Origin of the sequence: Alcaligenes sp. CHO6 (genome assembly GCF_037120595.1) — a bacterium.
Classification (GTDB): Bacteria; Pseudomonadota; Gammaproteobacteria; order Burkholderiales; family Burkholderiaceae_B; genus Alcaligenes; species Alcaligenes ammonioxydans.
Genome location: NZ_JBANCI010000003.1, coordinates 1 through 26,532 on the forward strand (window position 1 = coordinate 1; position 26,532 = coordinate 26,532).

29 protein-coding genes are annotated in these 26,532 nt (G+C 58.2%); 17 read left to right on the forward strand and 12 right to left on the reverse strand.

Annotated elements, in window-relative coordinates; genetic code table 11:
* The coding region (locus V6936_RS12100; protein ID WP_336579944.1) for an autotransporter outer membrane beta-barrel domain-containing protein at positions 1-737 on the forward strand (737 nt) is incomplete at its 5' end.
* A gap of 139 nt (positions 738-876) precedes the next feature.
* Here V6936_RS12100 and V6936_RS12105 read toward each other — a convergent pair.
* The 7 genes from V6936_RS12105 to V6936_RS12135 all read right to left on the reverse strand — a co-directional run bounded on the left by V6936_RS12105 (position 877) and on the right by V6936_RS12135 (position 8,454).
* Positions 877-1,428 carry an adenine phosphoribosyltransferase gene (locus V6936_RS12105; RefSeq protein WP_003802109.1) on the reverse strand — a complete coding sequence of 184 codons (552 nt, stop codon included), beginning with the start codon at positions 1,426-1,428 and terminating at the stop codon, positions 877-879.
* 169 nt (positions 1,429-1,597) lie between these two features.
* On the reverse strand, positions 1,598-3,292 hold the full coding sequence (gene cydC, locus V6936_RS12110) for a thiol reductant ABC exporter subunit CydC (RefSeq protein ID WP_336579945.1): 1,695 nt from the start codon (positions 3,290-3,292) through the stop codon (positions 1,598-1,600).
* Positions 3,289-4,989 (reverse strand): thiol reductant ABC exporter subunit CydD, encoded by a 1,701-nt coding sequence (gene cydD / locus V6936_RS12115; RefSeq protein WP_336579946.1) that lies wholly within the window; start codon positions 4,987-4,989, stop codon positions 3,289-3,291. The genes cydC and cydD overlap by 4 nt, the downstream gene beginning before the upstream one ends.
* Positions 4,990-5,130 (reverse strand): cytochrome bd-I oxidase subunit CydX, encoded by a 141-nt coding sequence (gene cydX / locus V6936_RS12120; RefSeq protein WP_003802112.1) that lies wholly within the window; start codon positions 5,128-5,130, stop codon positions 4,990-4,992.
* A gap of 14 nt (positions 5,131-5,144) precedes the next feature.
* Complete coding sequence (cydB, locus tag V6936_RS12125) at positions 5,145-6,296, reverse strand: cytochrome d ubiquinol oxidase subunit II (RefSeq protein ID WP_003802113.1); 1,152 nt, start codon at positions 6,294-6,296, stop codon at positions 5,145-5,147.
* A 15-nt stretch (positions 6,297-6,311) separates the two neighbouring features.
* Positions 6,312-7,895: a cytochrome ubiquinol oxidase subunit I gene (locus V6936_RS12130; RefSeq protein ID WP_003802114.1), complete on the reverse strand. Its 1,584-nt coding sequence runs from the start codon at positions 7,893-7,895 to the stop codon at positions 6,312-6,314.
* Positions 7,888-8,454: a GbsR/MarR family transcriptional regulator gene (locus V6936_RS12135; RefSeq protein ID WP_003802115.1), complete on the reverse strand. Its 567-nt coding sequence runs from the start codon at positions 8,452-8,454 to the stop codon at positions 7,888-7,890. The genes V6936_RS12130 and V6936_RS12135 overlap by 8 nt, the downstream gene beginning before the upstream one ends.
* A 157-nt stretch (positions 8,455-8,611) precedes the next feature.
* On the opposite strand from V6936_RS12135, the gene V6936_RS12140 reads away from it, so the two are divergent.
* The 10 genes from V6936_RS12140 to V6936_RS12185 all read left to right on the forward strand — a co-directional run bounded on the left by V6936_RS12140 (position 8,612) and on the right by V6936_RS12185 (position 16,430).
* Positions 8,612-9,601: a KpsF/GutQ family sugar-phosphate isomerase gene (locus V6936_RS12140; RefSeq protein ID WP_003802116.1), complete on the forward strand. Its 990-nt coding sequence runs from the start codon at positions 8,612-8,614 to the stop codon at positions 9,599-9,601.
* Between the two features lie 2 nt (positions 9,602-9,603).
* On the forward strand, positions 9,604-10,209 hold the full coding sequence (locus V6936_RS12145) for a KdsC family phosphatase (RefSeq protein ID WP_003802117.1): 606 nt from the start codon (positions 9,604-9,606) through the stop codon (positions 10,207-10,209).
* Positions 10,210-10,211: 2 nt separating this feature from the next.
* A complete protein-coding gene (gene lptC, locus V6936_RS12150; RefSeq protein WP_003802118.1) occupies positions 10,212-10,832 on the forward strand; it encodes an LPS export ABC transporter periplasmic protein LptC in 621 nt (206 codons plus the stop codon).
* Complete coding sequence (lptA, locus tag V6936_RS12155; RefSeq protein ID WP_003802119.1) at positions 10,829-11,479, forward strand: lipopolysaccharide transport periplasmic protein LptA; 651 nt, start codon at positions 10,829-10,831, stop codon at positions 11,477-11,479. The genes lptC and lptA overlap by 4 nt, the downstream gene beginning before the upstream one ends.
* A gap of 18 nt (positions 11,480-11,497) precedes the next feature.
* Complete coding sequence (lptB, locus tag V6936_RS12160; protein WP_003802120.1) at positions 11,498-12,289, forward strand: LPS export ABC transporter ATP-binding protein; 792 nt, start codon at positions 11,498-11,500, stop codon at positions 12,287-12,289.
* A 189-nt stretch (positions 12,290-12,478) separates the two neighbouring features.
* Positions 12,479-12,805: a ribosome hibernation-promoting factor, HPF/YfiA family gene (gene hpf / locus V6936_RS12165; protein ID WP_003802121.1), complete on the forward strand. Its 327-nt coding sequence runs from the start codon at positions 12,479-12,481 to the stop codon at positions 12,803-12,805.
* Positions 12,806-12,959: 154 nt separating this feature from the next.
* On the forward strand, positions 12,960-13,460 hold the full coding sequence (locus V6936_RS12170) for a PTS sugar transporter subunit IIA (protein ID WP_059318337.1): 501 nt from the start codon (positions 12,960-12,962) through the stop codon (positions 13,458-13,460).
* Positions 13,432-14,358, forward strand: coding sequence for an HPr(Ser) kinase/phosphatase (gene hprK / locus V6936_RS12175; RefSeq protein ID WP_003802126.1), 927 nt, complete (start codon positions 13,432-13,434; stop codon positions 14,356-14,358). The genes V6936_RS12170 and hprK overlap by 29 nt, the downstream gene beginning before the upstream one ends.
* 102 nt (positions 14,359-14,460) lie before the next feature.
* Positions 14,461-15,336, forward strand: coding sequence for an RNase adapter RapZ (gene rapZ, locus V6936_RS12180; protein ID WP_003802127.1), 876 nt, complete (start codon positions 14,461-14,463; stop codon positions 15,334-15,336).
* A complete protein-coding gene (locus tag V6936_RS12185) occupies positions 15,333-16,430 on the forward strand; it encodes a septal ring lytic transglycosylase RlpA family protein (protein ID WP_003802130.1) in 1,098 nt (365 codons plus the stop codon). Before rapZ ends, V6936_RS12185 begins: the two co-directional genes overlap by 4 nt.
* A gap of 36 nt (positions 16,431-16,466) precedes the next feature.
* Here V6936_RS12185 and rsmI read toward each other — a convergent pair whose 3' ends face one another.
* Positions 16,467-17,405, reverse strand: a complete 939-nt coding sequence (gene rsmI / locus V6936_RS12190) for a 16S rRNA (cytidine(1402)-2'-O)-methyltransferase (RefSeq protein WP_003802132.1) — start codon at positions 17,403-17,405, stop codon at positions 16,467-16,469.
* Between the two features lie 34 nt (positions 17,406-17,439).
* Between rsmI and V6936_RS12195 the strand changes: the two genes are divergently transcribed.
* The 6 genes from V6936_RS12195 to V6936_RS12220 all read left to right on the forward strand — a co-directional run bounded on the left by V6936_RS12195 (position 17,440) and on the right by V6936_RS12220 (position 21,565).
* Positions 17,440-17,898 (forward strand): YraN family protein, encoded by a 459-nt coding sequence (locus tag V6936_RS12195; protein WP_336579947.1) that lies wholly within the window; start codon positions 17,440-17,442, stop codon positions 17,896-17,898.
* A 186-nt stretch (positions 17,899-18,084) separates the two neighbouring features.
* Positions 18,085-18,678 (forward strand): phosphoheptose isomerase, encoded by a 594-nt coding sequence (locus tag V6936_RS12200; RefSeq protein WP_003802136.1) that lies wholly within the window; start codon positions 18,085-18,087, stop codon positions 18,676-18,678.
* A complete protein-coding gene (locus V6936_RS12205; protein ID WP_003802139.1) occupies positions 18,675-19,367 on the forward strand; it encodes a BON domain-containing protein in 693 nt (230 codons plus the stop codon). Before V6936_RS12200 ends, V6936_RS12205 begins: the two co-directional genes overlap by 4 nt.
* On the forward strand, positions 19,364-19,864 hold the full coding sequence (locus V6936_RS12210; RefSeq protein ID WP_240209455.1) for a peroxiredoxin family protein: 501 nt from the start codon (positions 19,364-19,366) through the stop codon (positions 19,862-19,864). Before V6936_RS12205 ends, V6936_RS12210 begins: the two co-directional genes overlap by 4 nt.
* 75 nt (positions 19,865-19,939) lie before the next feature.
* On the forward strand, positions 19,940-20,836 hold the full coding sequence (argB, locus tag V6936_RS12215; RefSeq protein WP_003802143.1) for an acetylglutamate kinase: 897 nt from the start codon (positions 19,940-19,942) through the stop codon (positions 20,834-20,836).
* Positions 20,837-20,839: 3 nt separating this feature from the next.
* Positions 20,840-21,565: a pyrimidine 5'-nucleotidase gene (locus V6936_RS12220; protein ID WP_003802144.1), complete on the forward strand. Its 726-nt coding sequence runs from the start codon at positions 20,840-20,842 to the stop codon at positions 21,563-21,565.
* A 116-nt stretch (positions 21,566-21,681) separates the two neighbouring features.
* Here V6936_RS12220 and V6936_RS12225 read toward each other — a convergent pair whose 3' ends face one another.
* From V6936_RS12225 to gpmA, 4 genes are all read right to left on the reverse strand, one after another.
* Positions 21,682-22,455, reverse strand: coding sequence for a HesA/MoeB/ThiF family protein (locus V6936_RS12225; protein WP_003802145.1), 774 nt, complete (start codon positions 22,453-22,455; stop codon positions 21,682-21,684).
* A gap of 15 nt (positions 22,456-22,470) precedes the next feature.
* Positions 22,471-23,982: a S41 family peptidase gene (locus tag V6936_RS12230; protein ID WP_039943413.1), complete on the reverse strand. Its 1,512-nt coding sequence runs from the start codon at positions 23,980-23,982 to the stop codon at positions 22,471-22,473.
* A 162-nt stretch (positions 23,983-24,144) separates the two neighbouring features.
* Positions 24,145-25,704 (reverse strand): murein hydrolase activator EnvC family protein, encoded by a 1,560-nt coding sequence (locus tag V6936_RS12235; RefSeq protein WP_003802147.1) that lies wholly within the window; start codon positions 25,702-25,704, stop codon positions 24,145-24,147.
* Between the two features lie 3 nt (positions 25,705-25,707).
* On the reverse strand, positions 25,708-26,454 hold the full coding sequence (gpmA, locus tag V6936_RS12240) for a 2,3-diphosphoglycerate-dependent phosphoglycerate mutase (protein ID WP_219235183.1): 747 nt from the start codon (positions 26,452-26,454) through the stop codon (positions 25,708-25,710).
* Between the last annotated feature and the right edge of the window lie 78 nt (positions 26,455-26,532).

The window sequence follows — 26,532 nt, forward strand, 5'->3', positions numbered from 1 at the left end:
GCGATACCTCCATCGGCGAACAAGGCTGGCGCATGGGTGCGTCTTTGGGCTATCTGGAAAACCGCATCAAACTGGATGATCGCCGTCAGAGCTCGCGCAGCAACAGCTACAGCGCCGCCCTGTACGGGACGCAGGCCTGGGAAATGGACTCAGGCAGCTTGAACTTGCTGGCCGGGGCCGCCTACACCCGTCACCGCCTGGACAGCGAACGCTCGATCTCCGTTCATCAGAACGAGACGCTGAAAGCCGACTACAAGGCACATAGTGTCCAGGCCTTTGCCCAATTGGCCTACCGCATGCCGGTGAGCCCCCGCTCCAGCGTGGAGCCTTATGCCAGCGTCAATTGGCACCAATTGCGTCACGGCTCCTTTAGCGAATCAGGCGGTCAGGCCGCATTGCGAGGTGACTCCCAACGTCAGAACCTGAGCACGGTCACACTGGGGCTGCGGGGCACCACGGAGCTGGACCTGTCCAAAACCACGGTGGCCCTGAGCGCCGGTTTGGGCTGGCGTCACGCCCTGGGTGATACCACCCCTGAACGTGAACTGGCCTTTGCGGCCCTGCCCGGCAGCAACTTTCGCGTAAGCGGTGCACCCATCGCCAAGAACGCCGCCGTTGCCGAATTGGGTGCCGAACTGAAAGCCGGCAAAAACACCTCTTTTGGCTTGAACTATCAGGGGCAGTTTGGCCGCAACCAGGATCACGCCGGTTCGCTGTTCATGAAGCTGCGCTTCTGATTTACAACCCCAGGGCGGACTTGGCGTTTAGCCAAACCCGCTGCGAGCTTACAGGCGGCCAACAAAAATCCCTGCGATGCGCATGCATGGCAGGGATTTTTCTGGACCACATAAGCGGTGATCGATCGGCCTATAAGGATCAGCGATCCGATTCCTTAAAGCTGCAGACGGTATACACCGACAGGCCGGAGTCTGTTACCGCTTTGGAGCCGCCCAGCTCGGGCAGATCAATAATAGCCGCGGCTTCCACCACATTGGCCCCCAAACGCTGCAACAAACGTGCAGCCGCCAGCAAGGTCCCGCCGGTCGCAATCAAATCATCAATCAGCAGTACGCGCTGACCAGGACGCACGGAGTCAGTGTGCATCTCCACACTGGCATTGCCATACTCCAGGGAATATTCTTCCGCCACCGTATTGAAAGGCAGTTTGCCTTTCTTGCGTACCGGTACAAAACCCAGATTCAGCTCATACGCCAGCACCGAGCCGACGATAAAACCGCGAGCATCCACTCCCGCCACCAGATCCAGTTTTTGTCCCATGTAACGGTAGACAAACAGGTCAATCAGTACCCGAAAAGAGCGCGGGTCTTGCAACACCGGGGTGATATCGCGGAACGTCACCCCTGGCTTGGGCCAATCCGGCACATTGCGAATGATTTGACGGATGTACTGGGTGGGATCTATTTGCATGTCAAAGCTTCTACAACAGAAAATCCGGGCGCAAAGGGCGCACTTGGATACGTTGCAAGTGTACACAATTGGGCAGCAGCAACAAGGGCTCATCCCGCTTGTGCCCGCACGTTGTACTAATACGACGCGATTGAGTGGAAACTCCCGCAGACTTGACCGAGAAAGTCTTTTAGTTCGACGCTACAGTCGTTGCACGCGAGACAGCGACACGCTGCAAACGCCCTGCCTCGAACTGATAAACACAATCAACCAACGGCAGCAAACGCGTGTCGTGAGTCGCCATAATCACGGTTTTGCCCCGAGCGGCCGTCAGGATATCTTGCATCAGGGCCTGACTGGTCGGGCCGTCCAGACTCGCCGTGGGCTCATCCAGGAACCAGATATGGGCCGGCGACAACAAAACACGGGCCAGACATAAACGGCGCTGCTGCCCCAACGACAGTTGCTGCCCCCCCTCACCCAGCCAAGTGTCCAAGCCTTGTGGCAAGTCACGCACGACTGAATCCAGCTGGGCATCGTGCAGTACCTGCCACAGGCGCTGCTCGCAGGCCCCCGGATCGGCCAGCAGCAGATTATCGCGTACAGAACCCAGAAACAGCGGCGAGTCCTGCGCCAGCAAGGCGCAATGATCAAACCAACTGGCACGGCTCCAGTGTGGAGCCGGCTCGGCCTGAATAAGGTATTGCGGACCAGGCACCGGCAACAAGCGCATCAATACGCTTAGCAAGGTTGATTTGCCCGAACCGCTAGGGCCAAAAATCGCAATATGCTCGCCGGGCGGAACGTGCAGCGACAAGTGCTCCAGTACCGGCTGCGAACCATAAGCGAAACTCAGATCGGAAACGTCCAAGGAAGTGGGCCCATCCAGAACAATGGCCTGACCTTGCTCCTGCTGTGCTTCAAGCGGTTCATCTAAAATTCCCAACAAGCGTGTACTGGCCGCCTGAACTTCACCCAAGCGTGACGCTCCTCGCATCATGGGAGCCATAATCTCGAACAAACCCAACAAAGCAAGAACCAAACCGACCCATAAGGGCCCGCTCATGGCTTGTACATTCACCTGCTGCGCACCCACCAGCAAGCAGATCAACAGGGCTACGCCCATAAGAAGCTGTTGGAAAAACTGACCGGCAATGCCCCAGCCGTTGCTGCGCAACCGGGCTTGACTGAGCGCTTGGGCCAGCTTGTCCACTTGTTTCTGAACAGCATCAGCAGCCGCAAACACCTGAATGTCGGCGTAAGCTCGTATCGCTTGATGCACCAGAACACGCTGGCGATTTTCCAGCTGATGGACCTGCTCGGCAGCACGGCTGGCACCCCGGGCGCAAAGGTAGGGAATCAGGCAGGCTGCCACCAGCAGGCAGGCCAGAATCAGCCAGGCCCACCAGGACAACCAGGTTTGCAAAACGGCACTGAACACCAGCCCGGCAAACACGGCAGTGGTCAAAGGCACCAGAATCAACAAGAGCACTAGATCAAGAACGGCGACATCCGAGGTCAGACTGGACGCCAACTCGCCATCACGAAACTGCGCCAGACGGGACTGACTAAAGCGACTCAAACGCCCAAAAACCAGAGTCCGGATGCGAACCTGCAAATCCAAGGTCAAAGCATGGCCGACCACACGCTCCAGATAACGGGAAGCGATACGCCAAAATGACAAACCACGGATCATGGCGGAGGGGCCGAACAGATTAAAGACGATCCCCAAGGTCGCCAGAAAGGCGCTGCTCAGGAACCAGCCTGCGACCCCGAGCAGGCTGACGCCGGCTGCCACCGTACTGATCGCCAGAAGTACCGTGAACAGAACCGCTCCACGGCGTGCGCGCAAACTGGCACCTAAAAGGCGAAACCACGCTTTCATGCCGTCAACACTCCTTGGGCAATCTGCAAGCGGTTGGAACACATAGCCGCCAATTCCTGATCATGCGTGGCCACAACCAGACAGCGGCCCTGACAAAAGCGCAGAACATTGCGCATAACGCGATCTCGTGTGGCTGCATCCAGGTGGGAACTGGGCTCATCCAGCAATACAACATGCGGGTCCGTCAAGAACAGACGCGCCAAGGCCAGACGCTGTATCTGACCGCCGGAAAGCCCAAACCCCCCTTCACCCAGCTCAGTCTGCAGGCCGGCTGGCAGGGCTCGCACGAAATCGGCTGCACAGGCTTGTTCCAGGGCTTGCCACAGTTGCTCCTCATTGGCCTGCGGTGCTGCCAGACGCAAGCCGTCGGCAATCGTGCCCATCGCTAAAAAAGCCTGCTGTGAAATCAGTACCACCCCGTCATGACGAGTCAGCAAGCGCCCGGCAGTATCGCTGTTGCGCAGCAGAATTTCACCCTGCGACAAAGGGCGCAAACCAATCAGGCTCTCCAGCAGGCTGGTCTTGCCCGAACCACTGGCTCCCAGCACCGCATAGGACTGATCTATATAGAGTTGCAAGCCAGGCACCTCCAGTAAGGTCCCCTGCCCGCCCAGTTGCGGCAAATGTAGGTGACGCAAGACCAGTACCGGCAAGTTGGCAAACACCGCTTCATTATCGGCGTTGGTGGGAGCCGCAGGAATCAAATCCTGGCCCAAGTTTGCCCACAGCCTATCGACTTCTACCGCAGCCGCACGCGCCGCTGCCCGATCATGATAATTGGCGGCCAGTTGGCGCAAGGGCTGGTAAGCCTCGGGAGCCAGCAGCAAACAGAACAAGCCTTGTTGCAAGCTGATGCCCGAGAAGGATTCCCCCAAGTAACCCAGATACCCCAGGCCAATATAGACAGCAATACCTGCTACGCCCAGGGCCGCAAAAAACTCCAGCACAGCCGACGATAAAAACGCGATGCGCAGCACTTTCATGGTGCGTGTGCGCAACTCCTGACTGGCCAATTCCACACGCTGCAACTCGTCCTGCCCCCGGCCCATCAGACTCAGGGTAAAAATGCCACGCAGACGATCGGCAAAAAACCCCGACAGACGCAGCGTTGTTTGTTGTTGTTCACGGCTGGCCGCTTCCGCCCCCCAGCCCACCAAGGCCATGAACAGAGGAATCAGAGGCGTGCTCAACAAAAGAATCAAGGAGACAATGCCATCCACCGGCAAGACCGCCAGCACCAGCGCCAAGGGCACCAGGGCCGCCGCAGCCATGCAAGGGATGTAGCGCGTCACAAAGCCATCCAGTGCTTCGATTTGCGTAATCAAGCTAGTAGAAAGTTCACCGCTATTGCTAGCCCGCAAACGCGGCATCGTACTGCGGAACAGTCGGGCAAAAAGCTCCGAGCGCAGATCTTGTTTCAGATGTTCTGAAACTTTTTGAGCGCGGCGTTCCCCCAAAGCGGCAATGGCGGCGCGCAGCAGCAAAAGTGCGGCCACCATAAGGATAGAGAACAACTGCTCTGTCCAGGGCAGCCCGTCGACCACAATGGCCTGCACAATCTGTGCCAGCAACCAGGCCTGGGGGATCAGCAAGGCGCCGGCCAGCACCGGCGCCAACATGGAAACCCGCAAAGCCGTGCGGGCGCGGCTGGAAAACTGCCCCAGCCACTGCTGCGCGTTTGGACTTTGCGGGGTCAATCAGGCCTCGATATCTGCATTGGCCTGGGAGGCGGCTGCATTTTGCAACGCAGTGTTCTCACGCAGTTCGAACCACATCGCATTCAAGATGGAGAATGCGCAGGCCAGACCCAAACCTAGAACCCAAGAGAAGTACCACATAGGTGTTGGCCTCCTTAGTAAGAATGAGAAGAATCTTTCATGCTGGCAACCGATACCTTGCCACGCATGACGCTGTACACCCACGAGGTATAGAGCACGATGATGGGCAGAAACACCAGCGTGACCAGCAGCATGATCCACAGGGTCAGGTGACTGGCCGAGGCATCAAACAAGGTCAAACTGGAGCCGGGATTCAAGGACGATGGCAGCAGGAAAGGGAACACGGCAAAACCAAAGGTCAGAATGATGCCGGCCAGTGCCAGGGACGAGAACAGCAGGGCCAGCAAGCCACGACCACGTCCCGCCAGCAAAGCCCCGAGCAACAGGCCTGCAAAACCGATAATCGGTGCCGCCCACAAAGCGGGCCAGGTTCGGTAGTTGGCTAACCATCCGCCTTCGACCATCTCGACTGTCTTGCCAATCGGGTTGGACATGGCATGGGCCACTTCCGGCCAAGGCATGCTGTAGCCATTCATGGCAGTGATCCACCAGCCACCGGCAGCAAACGCCACGATGGCCAGCAATCCCAACGGCATGGCCCAGGCACGAGCACGTCGAGCGACCTGATCGCTGCCTTTCCAGGCCACCACGACCGCCCCCTGAAAGGCCAGCATCAGGATGCTGAGCAACCCACACAGGATGGCAAAGGGCTGGAACAGACCAAAAAAGTTACCTTGATACAGGGGACGCAGCGTGGTTTCGTCAAAGCCAAACGGCACACCCAGCATGACATTGCCAATCGCGACTCCGAACACCAGGGCACAAACCACACCGGAGGCGGTCCAGATCGCATCCCAGTTACGACGCCAGCGCGTAGAACTGAGCTTGCTGCGGTACTTGATGGCAACCGGGCGCACTATCAGGGCCACCAGCAGCAACATCATGGCCAGATAAAAACCCGAGAATGCCATCGCATACAGCAAAGGCCAGGCGGCAAAAGCCACCCCGCCGGCCACAATCAGCCAGACCTGGTTACCTTCCCAGACCGGGCCAATCACGTTGTAGAGCGTACGCCGCTCGTCATCACTGCGCGCCACCAGCGGCAGCACCATGGCCACCCCCAGATCAGCCCCGTCCATGATGGCGAAAGCAGCCAACAAAACGCCCAGCAGCAACCACCAGATGATGCGCAAGGTGTCGTAATCGAGAAGAATCAGGCTATCCATAATGGTTTCCCCTCCTTAACCGCGCAGCAACGGCGCGTTGCGCGAACCATAAGACAAGGCGGACGGTGCAGCGGTCTCGCCCCCCTCGTCCGGGCCTTTGCGTATTGAGTGCAGCATGACCTTGATGCCAATCACCGCCAGGGTGGAGTAGAGCAGCAAGAAGATGCTCATACTGATCATCAGGTCTACAAAGGACAGGCCCGAAGCTGCATAGTAGGTAGGCAGAACGCCTTCAATCGCCCAGGGCTGTCGTCCAAACTCGGCCACAAACCATCCACACTCGATGGCAATCCAAGGCAGAGGGATACTCCAGACAGCCGCCTTGAGCAGGCGTGGGTGGCGTTGCAGGCGGTCACGCGATGCCAGCACAAAGGCCACAATGAAGAACAGGATGAAGTACAGCCCCAGACCCACCATCACACGGAAGCTCCAGAACAAGGGAGCGACCTGTGGCACCGTATCCCAGGCAGCCTGAGCAATCGTGTCGGTGTCGGCCTTGGTGATGTCATCCGTGTAGCGCTTGAGCAGCAACGCATAGCCCAGATCCTTCCAGTTATTATCAAAGACCCGGCGGGCTTCAATATTGCTGGCATCGGCGCGAACCAGCTGAAGGGCCTCGTAAGCGCGCAAGCCATTGGCAATACGGATCTTGGCATGCTCTACCAGCTCATTGATGCCCAGCATGGGCGTACTGACCGAGCGTGTCCCGATCAGGCCCATCACCCAGGGAATTTCCACGGCGAAGCGGTTTTCACGGGCCTCCTGATCGGGCCAGGCAATCAGATTGAAACTGGCAGGCGCTTCCTCGGTCTCCCACATGGATTCCATGGCTGCAATTTTCATTTGCTGATGTTCGGTCGTCAGATAACCGCTTTCGTCACCCAGGACCACGACAGACAAGGAAGCGGCCAAACCAAAACTGGCGGCTACGGTCATCGAACGCTTGGCCAGGTCGATATGACGCCCGCGCAGCAAGTACCAGGCACTGATGCCCATCACGAACATGGCCCCCAGCACATAACCGGCACTGACGGTATGCACGACTTTGGCCTGCGCGACAGGGTTGAGAATGACCTGGGCAAAGTCGGTCATTTCCATACGCATGGTGTGGGGATTGAAGATGGCGCCTACCGGATTCTGCATCCAGCCGTTGGCGACCAGAATCCATAGGGCCGACAGGTTGGTGCCAATGGCGACCAACCAGGTGACGATCAAATGCCCCAGCTTGGAGAGACGATCCCAACCAAAAAAGAACAGGCCGACAAAAGTGGCTTCCAGGAAAAAAGCCATCAAACCTTCAATGGCAAGCGGGGCGCCAAAAATATCGCCCACATAATGGCTGTAATAAGCCCAGTTCATGCCGAACTGAAACTCCATCACAATCCCGGTGGCCACACCCAAGGCAAAGTTAATGCCAAAGAGCACTCCCCAGAACTTGGTCATGCGGCGCCAGATGGCCTTGCCCGTCATGACATACACGCTTTCCATGATGGCCAGCAAAAAAGACAGGCCTAGCGTCAAGGGCACAAATAAAAAGTGAAACATCGCGGTGGAAGCAAATTGCAACCGCGACAAGGTAACGACATCCAGATCAATCATGACGACCCCCAGTTTGATCAGCTTTGCGAATCTTTCCGGCGAAACCCAGCACCTTCTGAACTTTGCTACCTAAGCGCATCAGATTTTGCAGGGTTTCGGGCGGCAAGTGATGAACTTCGTCAAACCACCCACAAGCCAACTCAATCAACTCCAGCATTTCGTTAATGCGCTGCTGCCCGTATGCTTCTTCATCATTGACGGGCGCTTCCATAAGGATACTGCGCAACAAGGTTAATGTGGGGTCAATCTCGCGCTTGCGCTTTTCCTCCACCAAGGTACGAAAAATATCCCAGACATCCTTGGGGGATTCGAAATATTCGCGTCGCTCGCCGATCTTGTGCGTCATATTGACCAGACGCCAAGACTGCAGCTCGCGCAAGCTCATGCTGACATTGGAACGGGAGATGCCCAGCGTTTCGGCAATCTCGTCGGCGTGGAGGGGTTCGGGTGTAATGAACAAAAGCGCATAAATCTGGCCTACCGTTCGGTTGACCCCCCAGCGCCCGCCCATTTCCCCAAAGTGCAGAATAAAACGTTCTGCCTGTGGTCCTAGATTCATGGCTTCCTGAATTTTCAGTAATTACTGAAATTACAAAACAAGACGTATCTTAACCCTAAACTATTACGCCCGCCACTGGTCCAAACGCTTCTGATCGTACAATGTGCCTCCTGCGAATCAGCATGCCAAGCGCACACTTCACGTTTACAATTCCGCCATGAATACACCGGCACATTTCGATCCCGAACACATTCTGTCCTCGGCACGACGCACCTTCGCCATTGAAGTAGAGGCGTTGCAGGCGCTGGGTCAGCGCCTGGACCAGAACTTTGTCCAAGCCACCCAGTTGCTCGTGCACTGTCAGGGCCGGGTAGTGGTGACCGGCATCGGCAAGTCTGGCCACGTTGCGCGCAAAATCGCCGCGACACTGGCGTCGACTGGCACGCCGGCTTTTTTCATGCACGCTGCCGAGGCCCTGCATGGCGATCTGGGCATGATTACCAAGCAGGATGTGGTCATTGCCATTTCCTATTCGGGTCAGGCCCAGGAGCTGGTCACGGTGCTGACCGTCCTGCGGCGCATGGGTGCCAAGCTGATTGCCATCACAGGGCACGCCCAGTCCGAACTGGCTCAGAACGCCGATTTGCACCTGGATGCCCATGTCGAGCATGAGGCTTGCCCCCTCAACCTGGCCCCTACGGCCAGCACCACCGCCGCCCTGGTCCTGGGTGATGCGCTGGCCGTCGCCTGTCTGGAGGCCCGAGGCTTTAGCCGTGAGGATTTTGCCCGCTCCCACCCAGGTGGAGCGCTGGGCCGACAACTCCTGACGTTTGTGCGCGACATCATGCGCAGCGGCGAGCAGTTACCCGTCGTTTCCCCCGACACCCTGGTCCCTGATGCCCTGATCGAAATGTCCAGCAAGGGAATGGGCATGACGATCGTCACCGATCCCCAGGGCCGGCCGGTGGGCCTGTTCACCGACGGGGACCTGCGCCGCCTGATTGCGCGCGCAGGCGACATACGAAATCTGCCCGTGTCCGAAGGCATGTCGCGTGAACCGCGCAGCATTGCCGCCGAGGCGTTGGCCATTGAAGCGGCCGAGCAAATGGATGCCCTGCGCATCAGCCAAATGCTGGTATTGGACGCAAACGGGCTACTATTGGGAGCTCTGCACATGCACGACCTGTTGGCTGCAAAGGTAATCTGATCATGATGAACACGCCCACTGCCCCGCTTCACCCCGCTGAAGCCCAAATTCTGGCCAAGCTGCCCGAACTCGTTCGAAACCAGTTGCGCCAGTTGCGCATGATGGTCTTTGACGTGGATGGCGTATTGACCGACGGACGCCTGTGGTACAGCGCGAACGGCGAGGAATTCAAAAGCTTTCACGCGCTCGATGGCCATGGTTTGCGCATGCTCGGCGAGAGTGGCATCGGCGTGGCTCTGATTACGGGGCGTGAAAGCGGTATCGTGTCACGTCGTGCTGCCGAACTGGGCATTCCCTTCGTCCACCAGGGCGTACGCGACAAAATTGCCGTGCTGACGCAGCTGGCACAGGAAAATGGTCTGTCCCTGAGCGAGCTGGGATATATGGGCGACGATCTGATCGATTTGCCTGCCATGCAGCGCGTGGGGTTCTCCGCCAGCGTTCCTGAAGCGCCCTTCTATATCAGCCAGATCGCCAGCTGGGTGGCCACACAGCCTGCCGGCCACGGCGCGGTACGTGAGTGCTGTGATGCCATCCTGGCCTCCCAGGGACGCCTTGCCGCTTTTATCACCGGGGGCCCCTTGAAGACCACGGGAGTCATTCAGTAATCATGCGCGACCGTCTACCTACCTTCATTTCCCTGTTACTGCTGGCTTTGCTGGTACTGGCAACGCTGTGGGCGGTCGATTACACGCAACGCTCGGTCGCGATTGATCCCCCTCGCCGTGTTACCCACGAGCCCGACTCCTGGGCGCGCAATTTCACCATGATCAGCTCCGATGAAACGGGCATGGCAATCAGCCGCCTGGACGGAGAAATTGCCTATCACTACCCCGATGACGACTCACACGACATCACCTCCCCGCGGGCCGTCAGCAACCGGCCCGACTCGCCCCTGACGATTGCCACCTCGGACACCGCCCATATGAATGCAGGCGGTGACGTCATCACCATGAAGGGCAATGCCCATATCCACCGACAGGCCACGCCCGAGGAAGAGGCAATGGACGTGCGCAGCGAAGTGCTGATCATCCTGCCCGAGGAAGACGTGGTGTACACCAACGAACCGGCATTGGTCGTGAACGGCCAGTCCACCATGCGCGGCACCGGAATGCGTTACGACAATCGCGTTCGCCAATTGAACGTCATGTCGGAATCCGACGTTAAAATCTCGGGCCAGCAAACACAAAAAGCGCGTTCCTCCAATAGCTCTAAGGATTCCCCTCCATGACTACGCCTGACAGCGCCCGCCTGGGCCACAAGCCCATGCTCTCCTTTGGCCTCGTGCGCGGTGCCCTGGCCCTGTGCCTGAGCACAAGCGCTCTGGCCATGCTGCCTGCGGCCCCCGCCCTGGCCCAGGCAGCGGCCTCGGCGGCTGCCGAACCGGACACCTCTGTATTGTCCGATACCTTGACCTACGACGATATTGCCAAGCAAACGGTTTACAAAGGCAACATCATCCTGACGCGCGGCGCCATGACCTTGATGGCCGACCAGCTCGCAATCGAACAGGATGCGGAAGGCTTCCAGCATGGAACGGCCACCGTCAGTGAACGCCCCCGTGTCACGATTCGACAAGAAGACCCGGCCAAATTTGAGCTGATCACGGCCGAAGGCGTTCGGGCCATCTACAACGGCAAGACCGAAGAGGTCGAGCTCATTGGCAAGGCGGTGGTCAATCGTTATATTTGCGGCAAACTACAAGACTCCATTCAGGGGCAACGCGTGATCTACCGGCAAAAAGACGGCACGTACCAAGCGTTCGGGGGAGCCGACTCCGCCACACGAGACGGTCGCGTACGCTCTGTGGCGCGCCCCCGCGCCAATGCCGATGCAGCCCTGGCCGAATGCCAACGCAAGTCTTCCTCCCGCAAATAGACCGGACACCCCTGAACCATGGTTGCTCCTAACAACCCGTCTACCCCCACCCGCGCCAGCCACTCGACCAAAGGCAGCCTGATTGCACAAGGCCTGCGCAAAACCTACGGCAAACGCACCGTTGTGCAGGACGTTTCCCTGAATGTGGAAAGCGGTGAGGTGGTAGGCCTGCTCGGCCCGAACGGAGCTGGCAAAACCACCAGCTTCTATATGATCGTAGGCATTGTGCCTGCCGATGCTGGCCGCATCGAAATTGACGGCACGCCCATTACCGCCATGCCCATGCACAAGCGCGCACGGCTGGGCCTGTCGTATCTGCCGCAGGATGCGTCTGTCTTTCGACGTCTGACCGTAGAGGAAAACATCCGCGCCGTACTCGAACTGCAACTGGACGAGAACGGCCGCCACATCAGCAAGCAAGACATCAACGAGCGCCTGGAAACCCTGATTAACGAGCTGCAGATCGGGCATATCCGGCAAAACACCGCCCTTTCCCTGTCAGGCGGCGAGCGGCGACGCGTGGAAATTGCCCGTGCGCTGGCCAGCAACCCGCGATTTATTCTGCTGGACGAGCCCTTTGCCGGGGTGGACCCGATTGCCGTGATCGAGATTCAACGCATTGTGCAATTTCTCAAGGGGCGCAACATCGGCGTGCTGATTACCGACCATAACGTGCGCGAGACACTGGGCATTTGCGACCGGGCCTACATCATCAGTGAGGGCACCGTTCTGACCAGCGGGCATCCGTCCGAAATCATCGACAATGAAGCTGTGCGCAAGGTTTATCTGGGATCGAACTTCCGGATGTAAGCCAATTTCAAGCCTGGTAACCGGACCGGGCGGGGCCAAGGGTTTTCCTGCACATCACAGATTGATTCAGGTCATGTTATCTGATCCACATATAGGTATACTGGGATATCCAAGATCAGTAGTAAGGAGGCTAAAGACGACGATATCCCCCCTCTAGAACAAGTTGTTTGACTACTACGGAGAGCCTATATGAGCCTTAACATCACTGGCCGTAATCTTGACATAACTCCTGCCATTCGCGACTACGTCAAAAGCAAAATTGGTCGAATTGAAAAGCACTTCGACAACGTGGTTGACTCGCAGGTTATGCTTTCCATTGAACGTCTGAAGCACACTGCCGAAGTGACCGTCCGTGTCCCCGGCAAAGATATTCATTGCGCATCTTCAGACGAGAACTTGTATGCCGCGATTGATCTGCTGGCCGATAAAATTGACCGACAGATCCTGAAATACAAGGAAAAGGCAAACAGCCATGCGCATGAGCCCGCCAAGCGGCTCGAAGTTCCGGCTGCCTGATCACGCCGAACTGGTACAGCAGGCATAGCCCTGCCAACAAACCCCGTACTTTTCATAAGTTCGGGGTTTTGTGTTTCAGGGCGTATCTGTCCGCCTGTTGTTAGCCATCCAAAAAATGTTTAGCTAAAAAACATTCCCCCCTATAATGGCCGTCATGAATCTCTTGTCGCGTATATTGCCTTTGTCCAACGTGGTTCTAGATCTTGCTGTCACCAGCAAGAAGCGCGCTTTTGAACAAGCCGGACTAATATTCGAGAACCATCACGGCATTGCCCGGACAGCCGTTTTCCATAGCCTGATCGCTCGCGAGCGCCTGGGCTCCACCGCTCTTGGTCACGACGTTGCTGTGCCGCACGGTCGGATCAAGGACCTCAAGGAGCCTTGTGCCGTTTTCATGCGTCTGGCCGAGCCGGTGCGTTTCGATCCCAGCGATGGCCGTACCGCCAGCCTGCTGTTCTTTCTGCTGGTTCCCGAGACGGCCACTCAAATCCACCTGGACTTGCTGGCCGAGATCGCCCGCCTGATGGCCGATCAGGATATCCGTCAGGCACTGGCACAGGAAACGGACCCGGTTCAAATACACCAGCTCCTGACCCAGACCCCCGATCTCAACGCGGAACATTCCGATGCTGACAGTTCAAGAACTGGTCAATGATAATCACGACAAGCTCGAGGTAAGCTGGGCAGCCGGAAAACATGCTGCCCTGCGCCCCATCCCCGACCTTGGTGCTTCTGCCGCGGATCTGGTCGGCCATCTGAACCTGATCCATCCAGGCCGCATTCAGGTTTTCGGCCCCGAAGAGCTCTCTTTCTACAGTCGCTTTGACGTCAAGCGTCGCCTGCATCACCTGGATGATCTCAGGCAAGGCGGAGTTCCCGCCCTGTTCATCGCCAATGACGCCGTCGCTCCCGACGACCTGATCCAGTTTTGCGAAGAACAAGGCGTACCCCTGCTCTACACGCCTATTGATGCCGCCCAGCTCATTGATCTGCTGCGCATTTATCTGGGCAGACGTCTGGCCCCGAAAACCACCATGCACGGTGTCTTTATGGATGTGCTGGGTTTGGGGGTACTGATTACCGGCGAGTCGGGACTGGGAAAAAGCGAACTGGCGCTGGAATTGATCTCGCGTGGTCACGGTCTGGTGGCAGACGATGCGGTCGAACTGTCCCGCACCGCCCCCAACATGATTGACGGTCAGTGCCCACCCCTACTGCAAAATCTGCTTGAGGTACGGGGCCTGGGTCTGCTGGACATACGCACCATTTTCGGCGAAACCTCCGTTCGTCGTAGAATGAAGCTTAAACTAATCGTGCACCTGGTCCGTTCCAACCCCGACAGTTTCGAGCGTCTGCCCACCCAGGACCAGACGCAGGAAGTGCTGGGGGTCGACATCAAACGTGTCATGCTCCAGGTGGCCGCAGGCCGAAACCTTGCGGTGCTGGTGGAAGCGGCGGTGCGCAATACCATCCTCGCTTTCCGCGGCATTGACACCATGGGCGATTTCATCGAACGCCAGGCACTGGCTATCATGAATAGCCGCGAAGACTAGGCACCCCAGGGCCATTCGCACTCAGCGTGCCCTGAGGGCTTTGTCCTGTTTCACCTAACCGCCGCCCGCCTGCCGGGCAGCGACTCGGAGCCTTTTGCCACAATGCTGAAAGTTGTATTGATTACCGGCATATCCGGTTCGGGAAAATCAGTTGCCTTGCGTCTGCTGGAAGATACCGGCTATCTCTGCATAGACAACCTGCCTCCCCGATTTCTGGCCGAATTTGTTCAGCGTTCTGCTGAACAGGGGCTGGAGCGACTGGCCGTCGCCATTGACGTGCGCGGCGCCGGTGATCTGGACATCCTGCCCGGAGTCATCAGCAAGCTGAACGAAGAAGGCTATGCCCTGCGCGTACTGTTTCTCAATGCCAGCGATCACACTCTGATGCAGCGTTACTCGGAATCGCGTCGCCGTCACCCGCTGACAGACCGCCTCCGTCAGGACGGCCGCTCCCCCTCGCTGCAGGAATGCATCGAAGCAGAGCGGGAAATGACCGCTCCTTTGCGCGAACTGGGCCACATTATCGACACCACGGACCTGACACCCGGCCAGCTGCGCGCCTGGATTCGCGATCTGGTGCAGGCCGATCGGGCCAGCGTGGTGCTGACCTTTGAGTCCTTTGCCTACAAACGTGGCGTGCCCGGCGATGCCGATCTGGTATTTGACGTGCGCTGTCTACCCAACCCGCACTACGACCCCGAACTGCGTCCCATGACAGGCCGGGACGAGCCAGTGGCCAAATGGCTGGCCCAGTTCGGCTCCGTGGAAACCATGATCGATGACATCGCGGGTTTCGTGCGGCGCTGGCTACCTTTATATATGCAGGACACTCGCAATTATCTGACTGTAGCCATTGGTTGCACGGGCGGTCAGCATCGCTCTGTCTATGTAGCGGAACAACTGGCACTGCGTTTTGCCGATTATGCGCCCTTGCTGGTACGCCATCGCAACCAACCGCCTATCAATCCCGTCCCATGAGTCATTCCCTTTTTTACAAATTAGGCGCCGTGCTGAGCATACTGGCCTTGCTGGCCGGGTGCTCATCCAGCCCCAAGCGCGCCAAACCCAAAGCCAAACCGGGGGCCACCGTTTCAGCGCCGCGAGGCGGAGGTTATTACAAAGACGATGGCCCCCACTCTCGCATACCGGCCAATCTGCACGCCACTCCCAACGCCACCCCTCGCATAGAACCGATCGCCCGCAGCAATACCCGTCCCTATACCGTGCTCGGCAAAAGCTTTGTTCCTCATACTTCCCACAAAGCCTTTACCCAGACCGGCACCGCTTCCTGGTATGGACGCAAGTTTCACGGCAAGAAAACCGCTAATGGCGAAACCTACGATATGTATGCCATGACGGCGGCCCATCCCACCTTGCCTATTCCGAGCTATGCGCGTGTGACCCGGCCCAAGACAGGCAAATCTGTCATTGTGCGCATCAACGATCGCGGCCCCTTTCACAGCTCACGCATCATCGATTTATCCTACGTCGCGGCAGCCAAGCTGGACTTGATTGCGCCCGGCAGCGGCACTGTCCTGGTGGAAGCGATTACCGAGGAAGAAATACGTAATGGCAGCTTTGAGCAGGGCGACATTGAGCTGGCCCAGGCCGAGGCTGAAACACCCCTCGACACACTGGCCATCGCCGAACCCCAATCCAGCCTGACCATCACGGAAACGCTGGAGCCTACGCCCGATGCCTTGTCTGCCCTGCCGCAAGAAGAGCTGACGATAGAGCTGGATGATTCCCCCAGCTGGAGCAGCGATGCCAACGATCAGCAGTTGATTGTGCAGGCGACGACAACAAACACCAGCAAGCCGCAGGCTCCTTCGGGTCAAAGCCGGGTTTACCTCCAGTTCGGCGCATTCTCTGCAAGAGAGAATGCCGCCGCCCTGGCGCAACAGCTCAATCGCCAGATAGCGCAGGTGGAATACCGCGATGCCCAGGTTCAGACCCACAACGATCTGTACCGCGTACAGATCGGGCCCTACCCCAATCGCACCGAAGCGATTAACGCGGCCTACCGCATCAAGCAAAAAACCGGTCTGAGCCCCTCTGTCGCTGTGCGCTAAGGTATTGGGAGAAGCAATCCGACCGGCTCCAGCTCACTAGCCTTGGGGCGCGTTTGCCAAGCCCCAGGCATAGAGTACATCGCGGGAAATCCCGGTTGCCTGACTGGCAATGCGGGCGGCGTCCCGCAATGAAACCTGCTCCAGCAGGGCCTTCATCCACCGCTGCGTAGTTGCATCCAGAACGGGCGCATCCTCATCAGGCTCTCGCGGGGCCTCATGCAAAATCAGCACAAACTCCCCTTGCTCCCGGTGACTGTCCTCATCCAGCCAGGCCAGAGCCTGCCCCAGGGGCACGGTGTGAATCTGCTCGAAACGTTTACTCAGTTCACGCGCAAAAGTCAGCTCCCGCATTGGGCCGCATACCTCTTGCATATCGCGCACGGCGGCACGCAGGCGGTGGGGCGACTCGAACATCAACACCGGCATGCCCAGGCTGGACCAATGCTGCAGCCACTTGCGACGCGCCACCGTCTTGGGCGGCATAAAGCCGGCAAACGCAAATGCAGGGTTCTCGTCGCTCGTGGCGCCACTACCCATCAAGGCGGCAATAACGGCCGAGGCTCCGGGCAAAGGCACGACCTGAAACCCGGCTTGCCGCACTGAGCGCACCACACGCGCACCCGGGTCACTGACAGCAGGTGCCCCCGCATCCGACACCAAGGCCACTCGCTGCCCTTGCTCCAGACGCTGAATAATGGCCTGAGCCGCCTGCGCCTCGTTGTGACGATGAGCCGCCATCAGCGGCGTTTGTATGCCCCAGGCCTGTAAAAAAGGGCGCGTTGCCCGTGTGTCCTCGGCCGCAATAATGTCACACAGCTCCAGCGCCTGCCAGCCGCGCAGGCTAAGGTCTCCCATATTGCCAATGGGCGTGGCCACCACATACAGACAAGAGGATGGCCAGACCTGGCCCTGTACCTTGTCCATCATGCTTTGCCAGACTGCCGCGTTCACTGTCCGGTTTTCGGTATCGCTCATGCTCGATCCTGCTTATTCATCATCGTGTATCCCTATGAACCTCTTTGACTACGCCCGCCAGGCTCAAAATCGGCAACTGCGACGCAAACCGCAGCGTCGCCCAGCAAGCAGAAAGGCTGAGCCCAGGCGCTCTCCCAGTCAGACAAGCGGCGATCAGGCCGAACAGCGCGCCTGCGAACATGTCCTCGCTCATGGAGCCCGCATTCTGGCCCGCCAATTAAGTACTCGCTTTGGGGAAATTGACCTGGTCCTGTGCCATCAAGAGCAACTTGTGTTTCTGGAAGTGCGCCAGCGCAATCACAAGACCTACGGAGGGGCGCTTGCCAGTGTAAACCGGGATAAGCAACGGCGCTTGATCCTGGCCGCCCAACACTGGCTGCCAATCCTGAGCCAACGCTATTTTCATGGCCGGCTGCCAGCCTGCCGTTTTGACGTGATCGCGATTGAAGGCGATACCCTGACCTGGGTCCAGCAGGCCTTCGAACAAACTTGAGCCCGTTCCAACCAGGCCTGACTAGCTGGGAATTTTTCGGCAAGGACACTGTCCTATAGAAAAAATCGGGCACCTGCCCTTATTTCAATCCGGGTACAGCATCTGGTTTCAATACCGTGGCGTTTTTTTCAACATGACACGTTCTGCCTGCCCCACAGGGAAATTCTCCGTGCGATAATGCGCGCTATGGACCTTATCGCCTTAATGACTTCGCATTTCGACGATTCCGTCGATACCCTCAAAGCCAGCACCCGCGAACTGGCCGAACCTTTGGCCGCCGCTGTCGAGCTATTGTTTGCCACCCTGGCTAACGACGGCAAGATTCTGGCTTGCGGAAACGGCGGATCAGCAGCCGACGCCCAGCACTTTATTGCAGAGCTGGTGGGCCGTTTTGAGCGCGACCGCCTGCCTTTGGCCGGCATTGCGTTGAACACCGATACCTCGATCATGACGGCGGTGGGCAACGATTACGGCTTTGACAGTATTTTTGAACGCCAGGTCAGCGCCTTGGGCCAGACTGGCGACATTCTGGTGGCCATCTCCACCAGCGGCAACTCGCCTAATGTCATCCGCGCCATCGAGGCCGCCCGCGAGCGCGATATGGTCATCATTGCCCTGACAGGCAAAGGCGGCGGAAAAATCGCCGAGCTGCTCTCGGACACAGACATTCATCTTTGCGTACCGCACGATCGAACCATGCGTATTCAGGAAGTACACATTGTTCTGTTGCATGCCATGTGCGATGGCATTGATGCCCTGCTGCTGGGAGATCCCCTATGAAACACCGTTTGATTCTGGCCGCCCTGCTGGCCAGCACCACACTGACCGGCTGCGGACTACTGGTGGTCGGCGGCGCTGCCGCCACGACCGCTGTCGTAGCTACCGACCGTCGCACCACAGGCGAACAGGTCGAGGACAAAACCATCGTCATGAAAGCCGGCGCGGAAACACGTCGCCTGCTGGAGAACAAGGAAGGTCGCATCAACACCACCTCCTACGCCGGGCTTGCCCTGCTGACGGGGGATGTGCCCACCCAGGCTGACAAAGAAGAGGCGGGACGTCTGGTCTCCAAAGTCGACAAAGTCACTCGCGTGGTCAATGAATTGCGCGTGGGCGAGCCCACCCCGTTGAGTGTGCGTTCGAACGACTCCTGGATTACCACCCGGGTCAGCACCGCCTTGCTGAACGCCAAGGACGTGCCTAGCCGCACGATCTCCACCACAACCGAGCGTGGCGTAGTCTACCTGCTGGGCCGTGTCACTCACGAAGAGGGCGAACGCGCCGCGATTGCCGCCTCCAGCGTGCCCGGCGTGAACAAAGTGGTCAAGCTCTTTGAATACGTCAGCGCCGAAAGCCTGGCACAACCTTTTAGCACCAACAATCAGCCAAGCACTGCCCCCGCTGGAACAGCGGCTCCGGCAGCACAGCCTGCTCCCGCCTCTTCTGTAGAAGTGATGCCTGTCCAATGAAAAAAGTAGTCATCATTGCCTTTGTCGTTGCCATCGCTGTAGGTCTGGGCGTATGGACCATGTCCGGCAGCGCCAAGGCCAGCGCCCCGGACGTCGCCTTCACCGACCTCAATGGCAAACACTTTGAGACCAAAGATCTGCAAGGCAAAGTAGTCCTGGTGAAGTTCTGGGCCACGGACTGCACCACCTGCGTTGCGCAAATGCCCGACAACATTGAGAACTTCAATGCCTTGTCCAGCAAGGGATTTGATATCGTGGCCGTCGCCATGAAGCACGACCCCATCAATTACGTGCGCAATTTCACCCAGTCCCGCCAACTGCCGTTCACGGTTGTCCATGACGACAAGGGCGATCTCGCCAAGGCCTTTGGGGACGTCCGTCTGACGCCCACTGCCTTTTTACTCGACAAACAGGGTCACATCATCAAGCGCTACCTGGGCAACTACGACAAGCAGGAGTTCATTGCTACTGTCGAAAAAGCCCTGGCCAGCAGCTAAGCTCCTGTTTTTGCCCCAGCCACATAACCCCGGGTACCAGCAGTGGACCCGGGTTTTCTTCAAGTGAGCGCATCAATGAGCACCACAGATCCGCAGAATTATTCCTCGACCGTCAAAGCAGAAGTTTTGTCCGAGGCCCTGCCCTATATTCGTCGCTTCCACGGCAAAACCGTTGTCATCAAGTACGGTGGCAATGCCATGACCGAAGAAGCTTTGCAGCGCAGCTTTGCCCATGATGTGGTCTTGCTCAAGCTGGTTGGCCTCAAGCCCGTTGTGGTGCACGGTGGCGGCCCCCAGATCAACGACGCCCTCAAGCGCGTGGGTAAGGAAGGCACTTTTATCCAGGGCATGCGCGTGACCGACGCTGAAACCATGGAAGTGGTGGAGTGGGTTCTGGGTGGTCAGGTACAGCAAGACATCGTCATGATGATCAATGAAGCCGGCGGCAAGGCCGTCGGTCTGACAGGTAAGGACGGTGGCATGATTCGTGTCACCAAAAAAATGCTGCCTGACGCCGAGCACCCCGGCCAACTGCTCGATATCGGTTTTGTGGGCGATATCGAAAGCATTCAGCCCGAGGTGGTCAAAGCCTTGCAAGATGACCAGTTCATCCCCGTGATCTCCTCGATTGGATACGGCGAGGACGGTCAGGCTTACAACATCAATGCCGACGTGGTGGCCGGCAAGATGGCCGAGGTGCTCAGTGCGGAGAAACTGGTCATGCTGACCAACACCCCCGGCGTGCTGAACAAGGAAGGCCAGTTGTTGCGCCGCCTGTCGGCTCAAACGATTGACGAGCTCTTTGCCGACGGCACAATCTCCGGTGGCATGCTGCCCAAGATTTCCTCGGCTCTGGATGCCGCCCGCAACGGGGTCAATTCCGTCCATGTCATCGACGGACGTGTTCCCCATTGCCTGCTGCTGGAAATCCTGACTGACCGTGGTGTTGGCACCATGATCAGCTCGCATTAATCCGTGCGCGCTCCAATCCGTGCCCATGCCTGGGCACGGCCTTTGTCTGCCTGCCAGCCCGATGAGACCATCTGGCTGTTTGACCTGGATAACACCCTGCACAATGCCTCTCAAGGCATTTTTCAGGCTATTGACGGGCGCATGCGCATCGGCGTGGCGCAAACCCTGGGTGTAGACATGGACGAGGCCGACCGGCTGCGTCTGGAATACTGGCAACGCTATGGCGCAACCATGATTGGCCTGCATCGCCATCACGGCGCCGACCCGGCGGCCTTCCTCAAGCACGCGCACGATTTTGATGTGCCTTCCCTGATCAGTGCCGAGCCGGGCCTTGCCTACCAGCTGCGCCGCCTACCGGGCTATAAGCTGTTGTTGACCAACGCGCCCCAGGACTACGCACATCGTGTTCTGAAGGCACTGAATTTGCTACCGGTTTTTGATGGCCTGTGGGCTATTGAGCACATGCAACTGCAAGGTCGCTATCGCCCCAAGCCCTCGCAGGCGCTGATGAAGCAGGCCTTGGCCATGCTCAAGGCGCAGGCTCGCGACATTGTGCTGGTGGAAGATACCTTGCGCAATCTGAAAAGCGCCCGACAACTGGGGATGCAAACCATCCACATCTATAACGCGGGCACTCCCTTTAGCGCCATGTATCATGGCCGCAGCCCTTATGTCGATCACCGCATCAACCGCATTGCCCAACTGGTCAAGAACTGGCCACGCCTCTAAGGGCCTTACCATCCCTGTCACGATAGCGAGCCAATTCCCTTTTTCAGTGATGTGTCGTCAAGAGCGGCCATTTTGCTGCTCTTGACTCACCGACATACACAGCGGTCAGAAAAAAATCAGACCTGATGGCGCTGTTCCACCGCTTCGGCACCGCATACCGGGCAGGCCGGATCTTTGCGAAAACGCACCGTATGCCAATTCATGTTGAAGGCATCCACGCTTAACAAGCGGCCGACCAAAGGCTCTCCGAAGCCGCCTAACAGCTTCAAGGCCTCGACTGCTTGCGCACTACCCACCATACCCAGCAAAGGCGACAGAACGCCTGTGGTAGCGCAGCGCAATTCCTCAACATCATCGGCTTCGGGGAACAGGCAGTGGTAGCAAGGGGCGTCGGGCTGACGCAGGTCATAGGTGCTGACCTGCCCCGAAAAACGAATCGCCGCACCGGACACCAATGGTTTACGCAGGGCCACGCAGGCGCGGTTAATGGCGTGGCGGGTCGCAAAGTTGTCGCAGCAATCCAGCACCAAATCGACTTGCCGAACCCAATGCATCAAGCCCGCTTCGTCCAGACGCTGAACGACAGGAGTGACCTTGACTTCAGGATTGAGCTGCTCAATGTGCAGCTTGGCAGACTCGACCTTGTCCCAGCCCAGACGATCAGTGGTGTGAGCAATCTGGCGTTGCAGATTGCTCAATTCCACTTGATCATCGTCGACCAGAATGATGGAGCCCACCCCCGAAGCCGCCAGATACGCCACCACCGGGGAGCCCAGGCCTCCCGCTCCAACTACCAGGATGCGGGAGGCCAGCACCCGCTCCTGCGCTTCCACCCCGAACTCGTCGAGCAGAATATGCCGCGCATAGCGCAGTAATTGCTGATCTTCCACGTCAAGAGCCTGTGTTTACGGAGTTACCGGCTCGAGCCCTTTCGGGGTGATTCGGAACCGCTCAACGCTGGGTTGCTGATTCAGGGGACTTTTTTTTTCAGTCGATTCGGACGCCACGTCCTTCTCGCGCTGGGCAGCAGCCTGCTTGGCGGCAGCAACTTTGGCCGGATCATTTTTCATGACCGGACGTCCCGCCAAATGATTCAGCGCCTGCTGCAACTGATAATCGTCGTCACCACCAAACTCGAACATCTTGAATTCGGGGCTCATACCCAGATCAGGCTGTTCTTCTTCGGTGCTTTCATCCACTTTACTGTTGAGCAAATGGCGTTTGAGATCCACCTCACGAGGCAGACGGAACAAATTACCTTGTGCGGTATCGTCCACCACCACATCTGGCTGAACGCCCGTCACCTGAATCGACGTGCCGTTAGGCGTGTAATACAAAGCGGTGGTCAGCTTCAGCCCTGAGTCCTCGGACAGCGGCACCACGCTTTGCACCGAGCCCTTGCCGAAGGTGCGATTACCAATAATGGTGGCCCGCTTGTGATCCTGCAAAGCACCAGCCACAATTTCCGAGGCCGAGGCCGAGCCCACATTCACCAGCACAACGATAGGCACGGTCTTGAGCCAGTCCAGCTTTTTCAGGACGTCCGCATCCGTGTCGAGCTCGCCCAGCACGGACTGCATGGACTTGACGTAATACTCGCGATTGGACGAGGGGATACGGCCTTTGGTCGATACCACCAGGTCGCCCGAATCCAGAAAGGCGGACGAGACGCCAATAGCGCTTTCCAGCAAGCCACCAGGATCGTTGCGCAGGTCAATGACCAAACCTTTCGGTGCGCCAGGGCCTTTGTAGACTTCGGACAATTGCTTGATCAGATCAGCCGCCGTGCGTTCCTGGAACTGGGCAATGCGCACGTAGGCCACATCGTCAGCCAGCATCTTGGAGCGCACGCTGCGCACCTTGATGACATCGCGCACCAGATTGAATTCCAGCGGCTTGTCCCGGCCAGCACGACGAATCGTCAGTTTGATCGATGTATTGGGCTCGCCACGCATTTGCTTGACTGCATCATTCAGGCTCAAATCCTTGGTCGGTTTGCCATTGATGTGCGTGATGATGTCGCCAGCCAGAATGCCGGCACGGGCAGCCGGTGTGTCTTCAATCGGCGAGATGACTTTGGGCATCCCGTCCTCGCTACCGATTTCTATGCCCAGACCGCCAAACCCGCCCTGGGTCATGGCTTCCATTTCCTTGAACGCATCCGCATCCAGATAGGCCGAGTGCGGGTCCAGATCGGTAAACAGCCCCTTGATCGCATTATTGACCAGGGTCTGATCCGTCAAAGGTTCCACGTACGTGTTCTTGATGGCAGCGAACACATTGGCGAACTGTTGCAGTTCGCGCAAAGGCAATGGCTCGCCGCGTTGAGCGACCGCAGTAATGCCAAGGCTGATCAAAATACCGCCCACAGCACCTGCTGCCACTAGTCCAATGCTGCCAATCCTTCGAGTGCTCATGCACATTCCCATTATTTTCAGATTCAAGACGGGGCCACCTCCCGGAGCTGACCCGACCATGCATTATAAGAGTAGCGTAAAGCGCCGACCAGCGTGAACTGGGCTTGAGTCGCTACCCTGCGCTACAAATGCGAGCAAAAGTAAACGGCGGCCCAAAAAAACTCAGGGCCCCAGCCAAACCTGCGGATTAATGGGCTTGCCCTGATGGCGCAACTCAAAATACAGGCCCGGCTCAACCTGCCCGCCAGTCGCCCCCACCCGCGCAACAGCGTCTCCGCGCCCCACGACATCACCGACCTGCTTGAGCGTGCTCTGGTTATAAGCGTAAACGCTCAGGTAGTCGCGCCCATGATCAATAATCAGCAAATTACCAAACCCGGTCATCCAACTGGCAAAGACCACCCGACCGGGGGCCACCGCACGGACCGTAGTGCCGGCTGACGCCCGCAACACAATACCGCGCCAAATACCGCCGTCAGGCCGCTCGGCACCGAACTTGCCTTGCACTTGTCCCCGCACGGGATAGGGCAAGCCCCGCTTCAAGCCCTGAAATCCACCTTCGGGCTCCAAGGCAGGCGCGGCAGACTGCTCCACAGGCTCTTCCTCCACCTGCACCTCCCGCACCTTGGGAGCAACAGGCTTGCCAATCGGCTCGCTAGGCTCGGATGAGGCCTCCAGACTATCAGACAGCAACCGCTCGTTTGTCGTCGGTGGCGTGTAGGTCAAGGGCGGACGCGGAATGGCTTGCGCCGGCTCTGCTGGCGCCGGTTTGCTGGGCGGCAGGGCTGGCGGCAATGGTGGCTGGGTAGCGCGGGCGCGCTCCAACAGCTCCCGCTCGCGTTCCAGACGCGCCTGCTCACGGGCGGCCTGCTCCTGCTCGGCCTTGCGACGCAATTCCTGCTGGCGAAGCTGCTCGGCCTTGCGCGCCTCCTCGGCACGACGAGCGGCCTCCCGGCGACGTTGCTCTTCAGCACGGCGGGCTAGCTCGGCCTGGCGGGCAATCTCGGTTTCCAGCCCAGAGATCAAGTCTCCCAGGCGCTTGTCATTGCTTTGCAAATTGGCTGCCTGGCCACGCTGGCGCTCGAGCTCCGCGCTGATGTCCGCCACCACCTTGGCCCGCTTTTCTTTCTGTTCCTGCAAGGCCACTTTCTGGGCAGCCGCCTCAGCAGCCAGTTGCTCCTGTTCTTTTTCACGCGCGGCAAGCTGAGCCTGCAGGCGATCCAGTCGCTCAACAGTACGACGCACCTGATGCACCTGCTCGGTCTGTTGACGCGACACATAGCCCAAGTAATACAACTCGCGGTTGATGGCGTTGGGGTCATCGCCGGACAAGAGGGCGGCCCAGGGAGAGACGCCATTGGCGTACTGCGCGCGCAACTGCTCGGCCAGTTCCTGCTGACGCTGCGCTTTAAGCGCCTGTTGTTCGCGGATCTGCTTGCCTAGGGTGCCCAGTTGCTCGTGCAACTGCTCTTGCCGCTGTTCGATCTGGGCCAGCGTGCGATCGATATCGGAGATCGCCTGCTCGGATTCACGCAAGGCATTGGCCGCATCACGACGAGAGCTTTCACTGCTGTCAATGCTCTTGCGTAAGGATTCGATTTTCTGGCGCAGCTCTGCCTGCTGCTTTTGAGCCTGGGCCTGGCGCGCGGCCAGATCCGGGTCCACAGCCAGTACCGGAAAGGTCCAGGCTGCCAGCAACAGGCAAACGCTGTAGCGCCACATTGTTTACTGCGCCTTGCCCTGATTGGCGACCGCTTGCATCTGGGCCGCAATCGCTTCCTGGTCGCCCAGGTAGTAATGGCGGATAGGACGCAGGTTCTCATCCAGCTCGTATACCAGTGGCTGACCGGTCGGAATGTTCAGGTGAACAATATCCTCATCGGAGATGCCGTCCAGATGCTTGATCAAAGCGCGCAGGCTGTTGCCATGAGCGGTTACCAGAACACGACGTCCGGAACGGATGGCCGGCGCAATGGACTCGTCCCAGAACGGCACGACACGGGCCACGGTGTCTTGCAAACATTCGGTGCGCGGCAATTCATCGGCCGGCACACGGGCGTAACGAGCATCAAAGCGTGGGTTGCGTGGATCATCCTCGGCAACGGGATCAGGAGCGATTGCATAGGCACGACGCCAGATCAGAACTTGATCCTCTCCGTACTTTTGTGCGGTTTCGGCTTTATTTAAGCCTTGTAAAGCACCATAATGGCGTTCGTTCAAACGCCAGCTCAAACCGATAGGAGTGTGCATGGCGTCCATCGAATCCAGGGCGATCCAAAGGGTACGGATAGCGCGCTTGAGGACCGAGGCAAAAGCCAGGTCGAACTCAAAGCCGTTTTCTTTGAGCAGATCACCGGCCTGCTTTGCCTGTTGGCGCCCGGTTTCGGTAAGATCGACATCGGTCCAGCCAGTAAACCGGTTCTCCAGGTTCCACTGGCTTTCGCCGTGCCGCATCAATACAAGTTTATACATGGTAAAAACAGCCTCGAGGTTGAAAAATTGGCGCCACTCTATAATCGTGTGATCCGACCTTTTTTTCTTGCTTTTCTT

Coding starts and splice junctions, on each gene's coding strand:
- V6936_RS12105 (WP_003802109.1), bottom strand. CDS start 1,428: ATGCAAATAGATCCCACCCAGTACATCCGTCAAATCATTCGCAATGTG.
- cydC (WP_336579945.1), bottom strand. CDS start 3,292: ATGAAAGCGTGGTTTCGCCTTTTAGGTGCCAGTTTGCGCGCACGCCGT.
- cydX (WP_003802112.1), bottom strand. CDS start 5,130: ATGTGGTACTTCTCTTGGGTTCTAGGTTTGGGTCTGGCCTGCGCATTC.
- cydB (WP_003802113.1), bottom strand. CDS start 6,296: ATGGATAGCCTGATTCTTCTCGATTACGACACCTTGCGCATCATCTGG.
- V6936_RS12130 (WP_003802114.1), bottom strand. CDS start 7,895: ATGATTGATCTGGATGTCGTTACCTTGTCGCGGTTGCAATTTGCTTCC.
- V6936_RS12135 (WP_003802115.1), bottom strand. CDS start 8,454: ATGAATCTAGGACCACAGGCAGAACGTTTTATTCTGCACTTTGGGGAA.
- V6936_RS12140 (WP_003802116.1), top strand. CDS start 8,612: ATGAATACACCGGCACATTTCGATCCCGAACACATTCTGTCCTCGGCA.
- V6936_RS12145 (WP_003802117.1), top strand. CDS start 9,604: ATGATGAACACGCCCACTGCCCCGCTTCACCCCGCTGAAGCCCAAATT.
- lptC (WP_003802118.1), top strand. CDS start 10,212: ATGCGCGACCGTCTACCTACCTTCATTTCCCTGTTACTGCTGGCTTTG.
- lptA (WP_003802119.1), top strand. CDS start 10,829: ATGACTACGCCTGACAGCGCCCGCCTGGGCCACAAGCCCATGCTCTCC.
- lptB (WP_003802120.1), top strand. CDS start 11,498: ATGGTTGCTCCTAACAACCCGTCTACCCCCACCCGCGCCAGCCACTCG.
- hpf (WP_003802121.1), top strand. CDS start 12,479: ATGAGCCTTAACATCACTGGCCGTAATCTTGACATAACTCCTGCCATT.
- V6936_RS12170 (WP_059318337.1), top strand. CDS start 12,960: ATGAATCTCTTGTCGCGTATATTGCCTTTGTCCAACGTGGTTCTAGAT.
- hprK (WP_003802126.1), top strand. CDS start 13,432: ATGCTGACAGTTCAAGAACTGGTCAATGATAATCACGACAAGCTCGAG.
- rapZ (WP_003802127.1), top strand. CDS start 14,461: ATGCTGAAAGTTGTATTGATTACCGGCATATCCGGTTCGGGAAAATCA.
- V6936_RS12185 (WP_003802130.1), top strand. CDS start 15,333: ATGAGTCATTCCCTTTTTTACAAATTAGGCGCCGTGCTGAGCATACTG.
- rsmI (WP_003802132.1), bottom strand. CDS start 17,405: ATGAGCGATACCGAAAACCGGACAGTGAACGCGGCAGTCTGGCAAAGC.
- V6936_RS12195 (WP_336579947.1), top strand. CDS start 17,440: ATGAACCTCTTTGACTACGCCCGCCAGGCTCAAAATCGGCAACTGCGA.
- V6936_RS12200 (WP_003802136.1), top strand. CDS start 18,085: ATGGACCTTATCGCCTTAATGACTTCGCATTTCGACGATTCCGTCGAT.
- V6936_RS12205 (WP_003802139.1), top strand. CDS start 18,675: ATGAAACACCGTTTGATTCTGGCCGCCCTGCTGGCCAGCACCACACTG.
- V6936_RS12210 (WP_240209455.1), top strand. CDS start 19,364: ATGAAAAAAGTAGTCATCATTGCCTTTGTCGTTGCCATCGCTGTAGGT.
- argB (WP_003802143.1), top strand. CDS start 19,940: ATGAGCACCACAGATCCGCAGAATTATTCCTCGACCGTCAAAGCAGAA.
- V6936_RS12230 (WP_039943413.1), bottom strand. CDS start 23,982: ATGAGCACTCGAAGGATTGGCAGCATTGGACTAGTGGCAGCAGGTGCT.
- V6936_RS12235 (WP_003802147.1), bottom strand. CDS start 25,704: ATGTGGCGCTACAGCGTTTGCCTGTTGCTGGCAGCCTGGACCTTTCCG.
- gpmA (WP_219235183.1), bottom strand. CDS start 26,454: ATGTATAAACTTGTATTGATGCGGCACGGCGAAAGCCAGTGGAACCTG.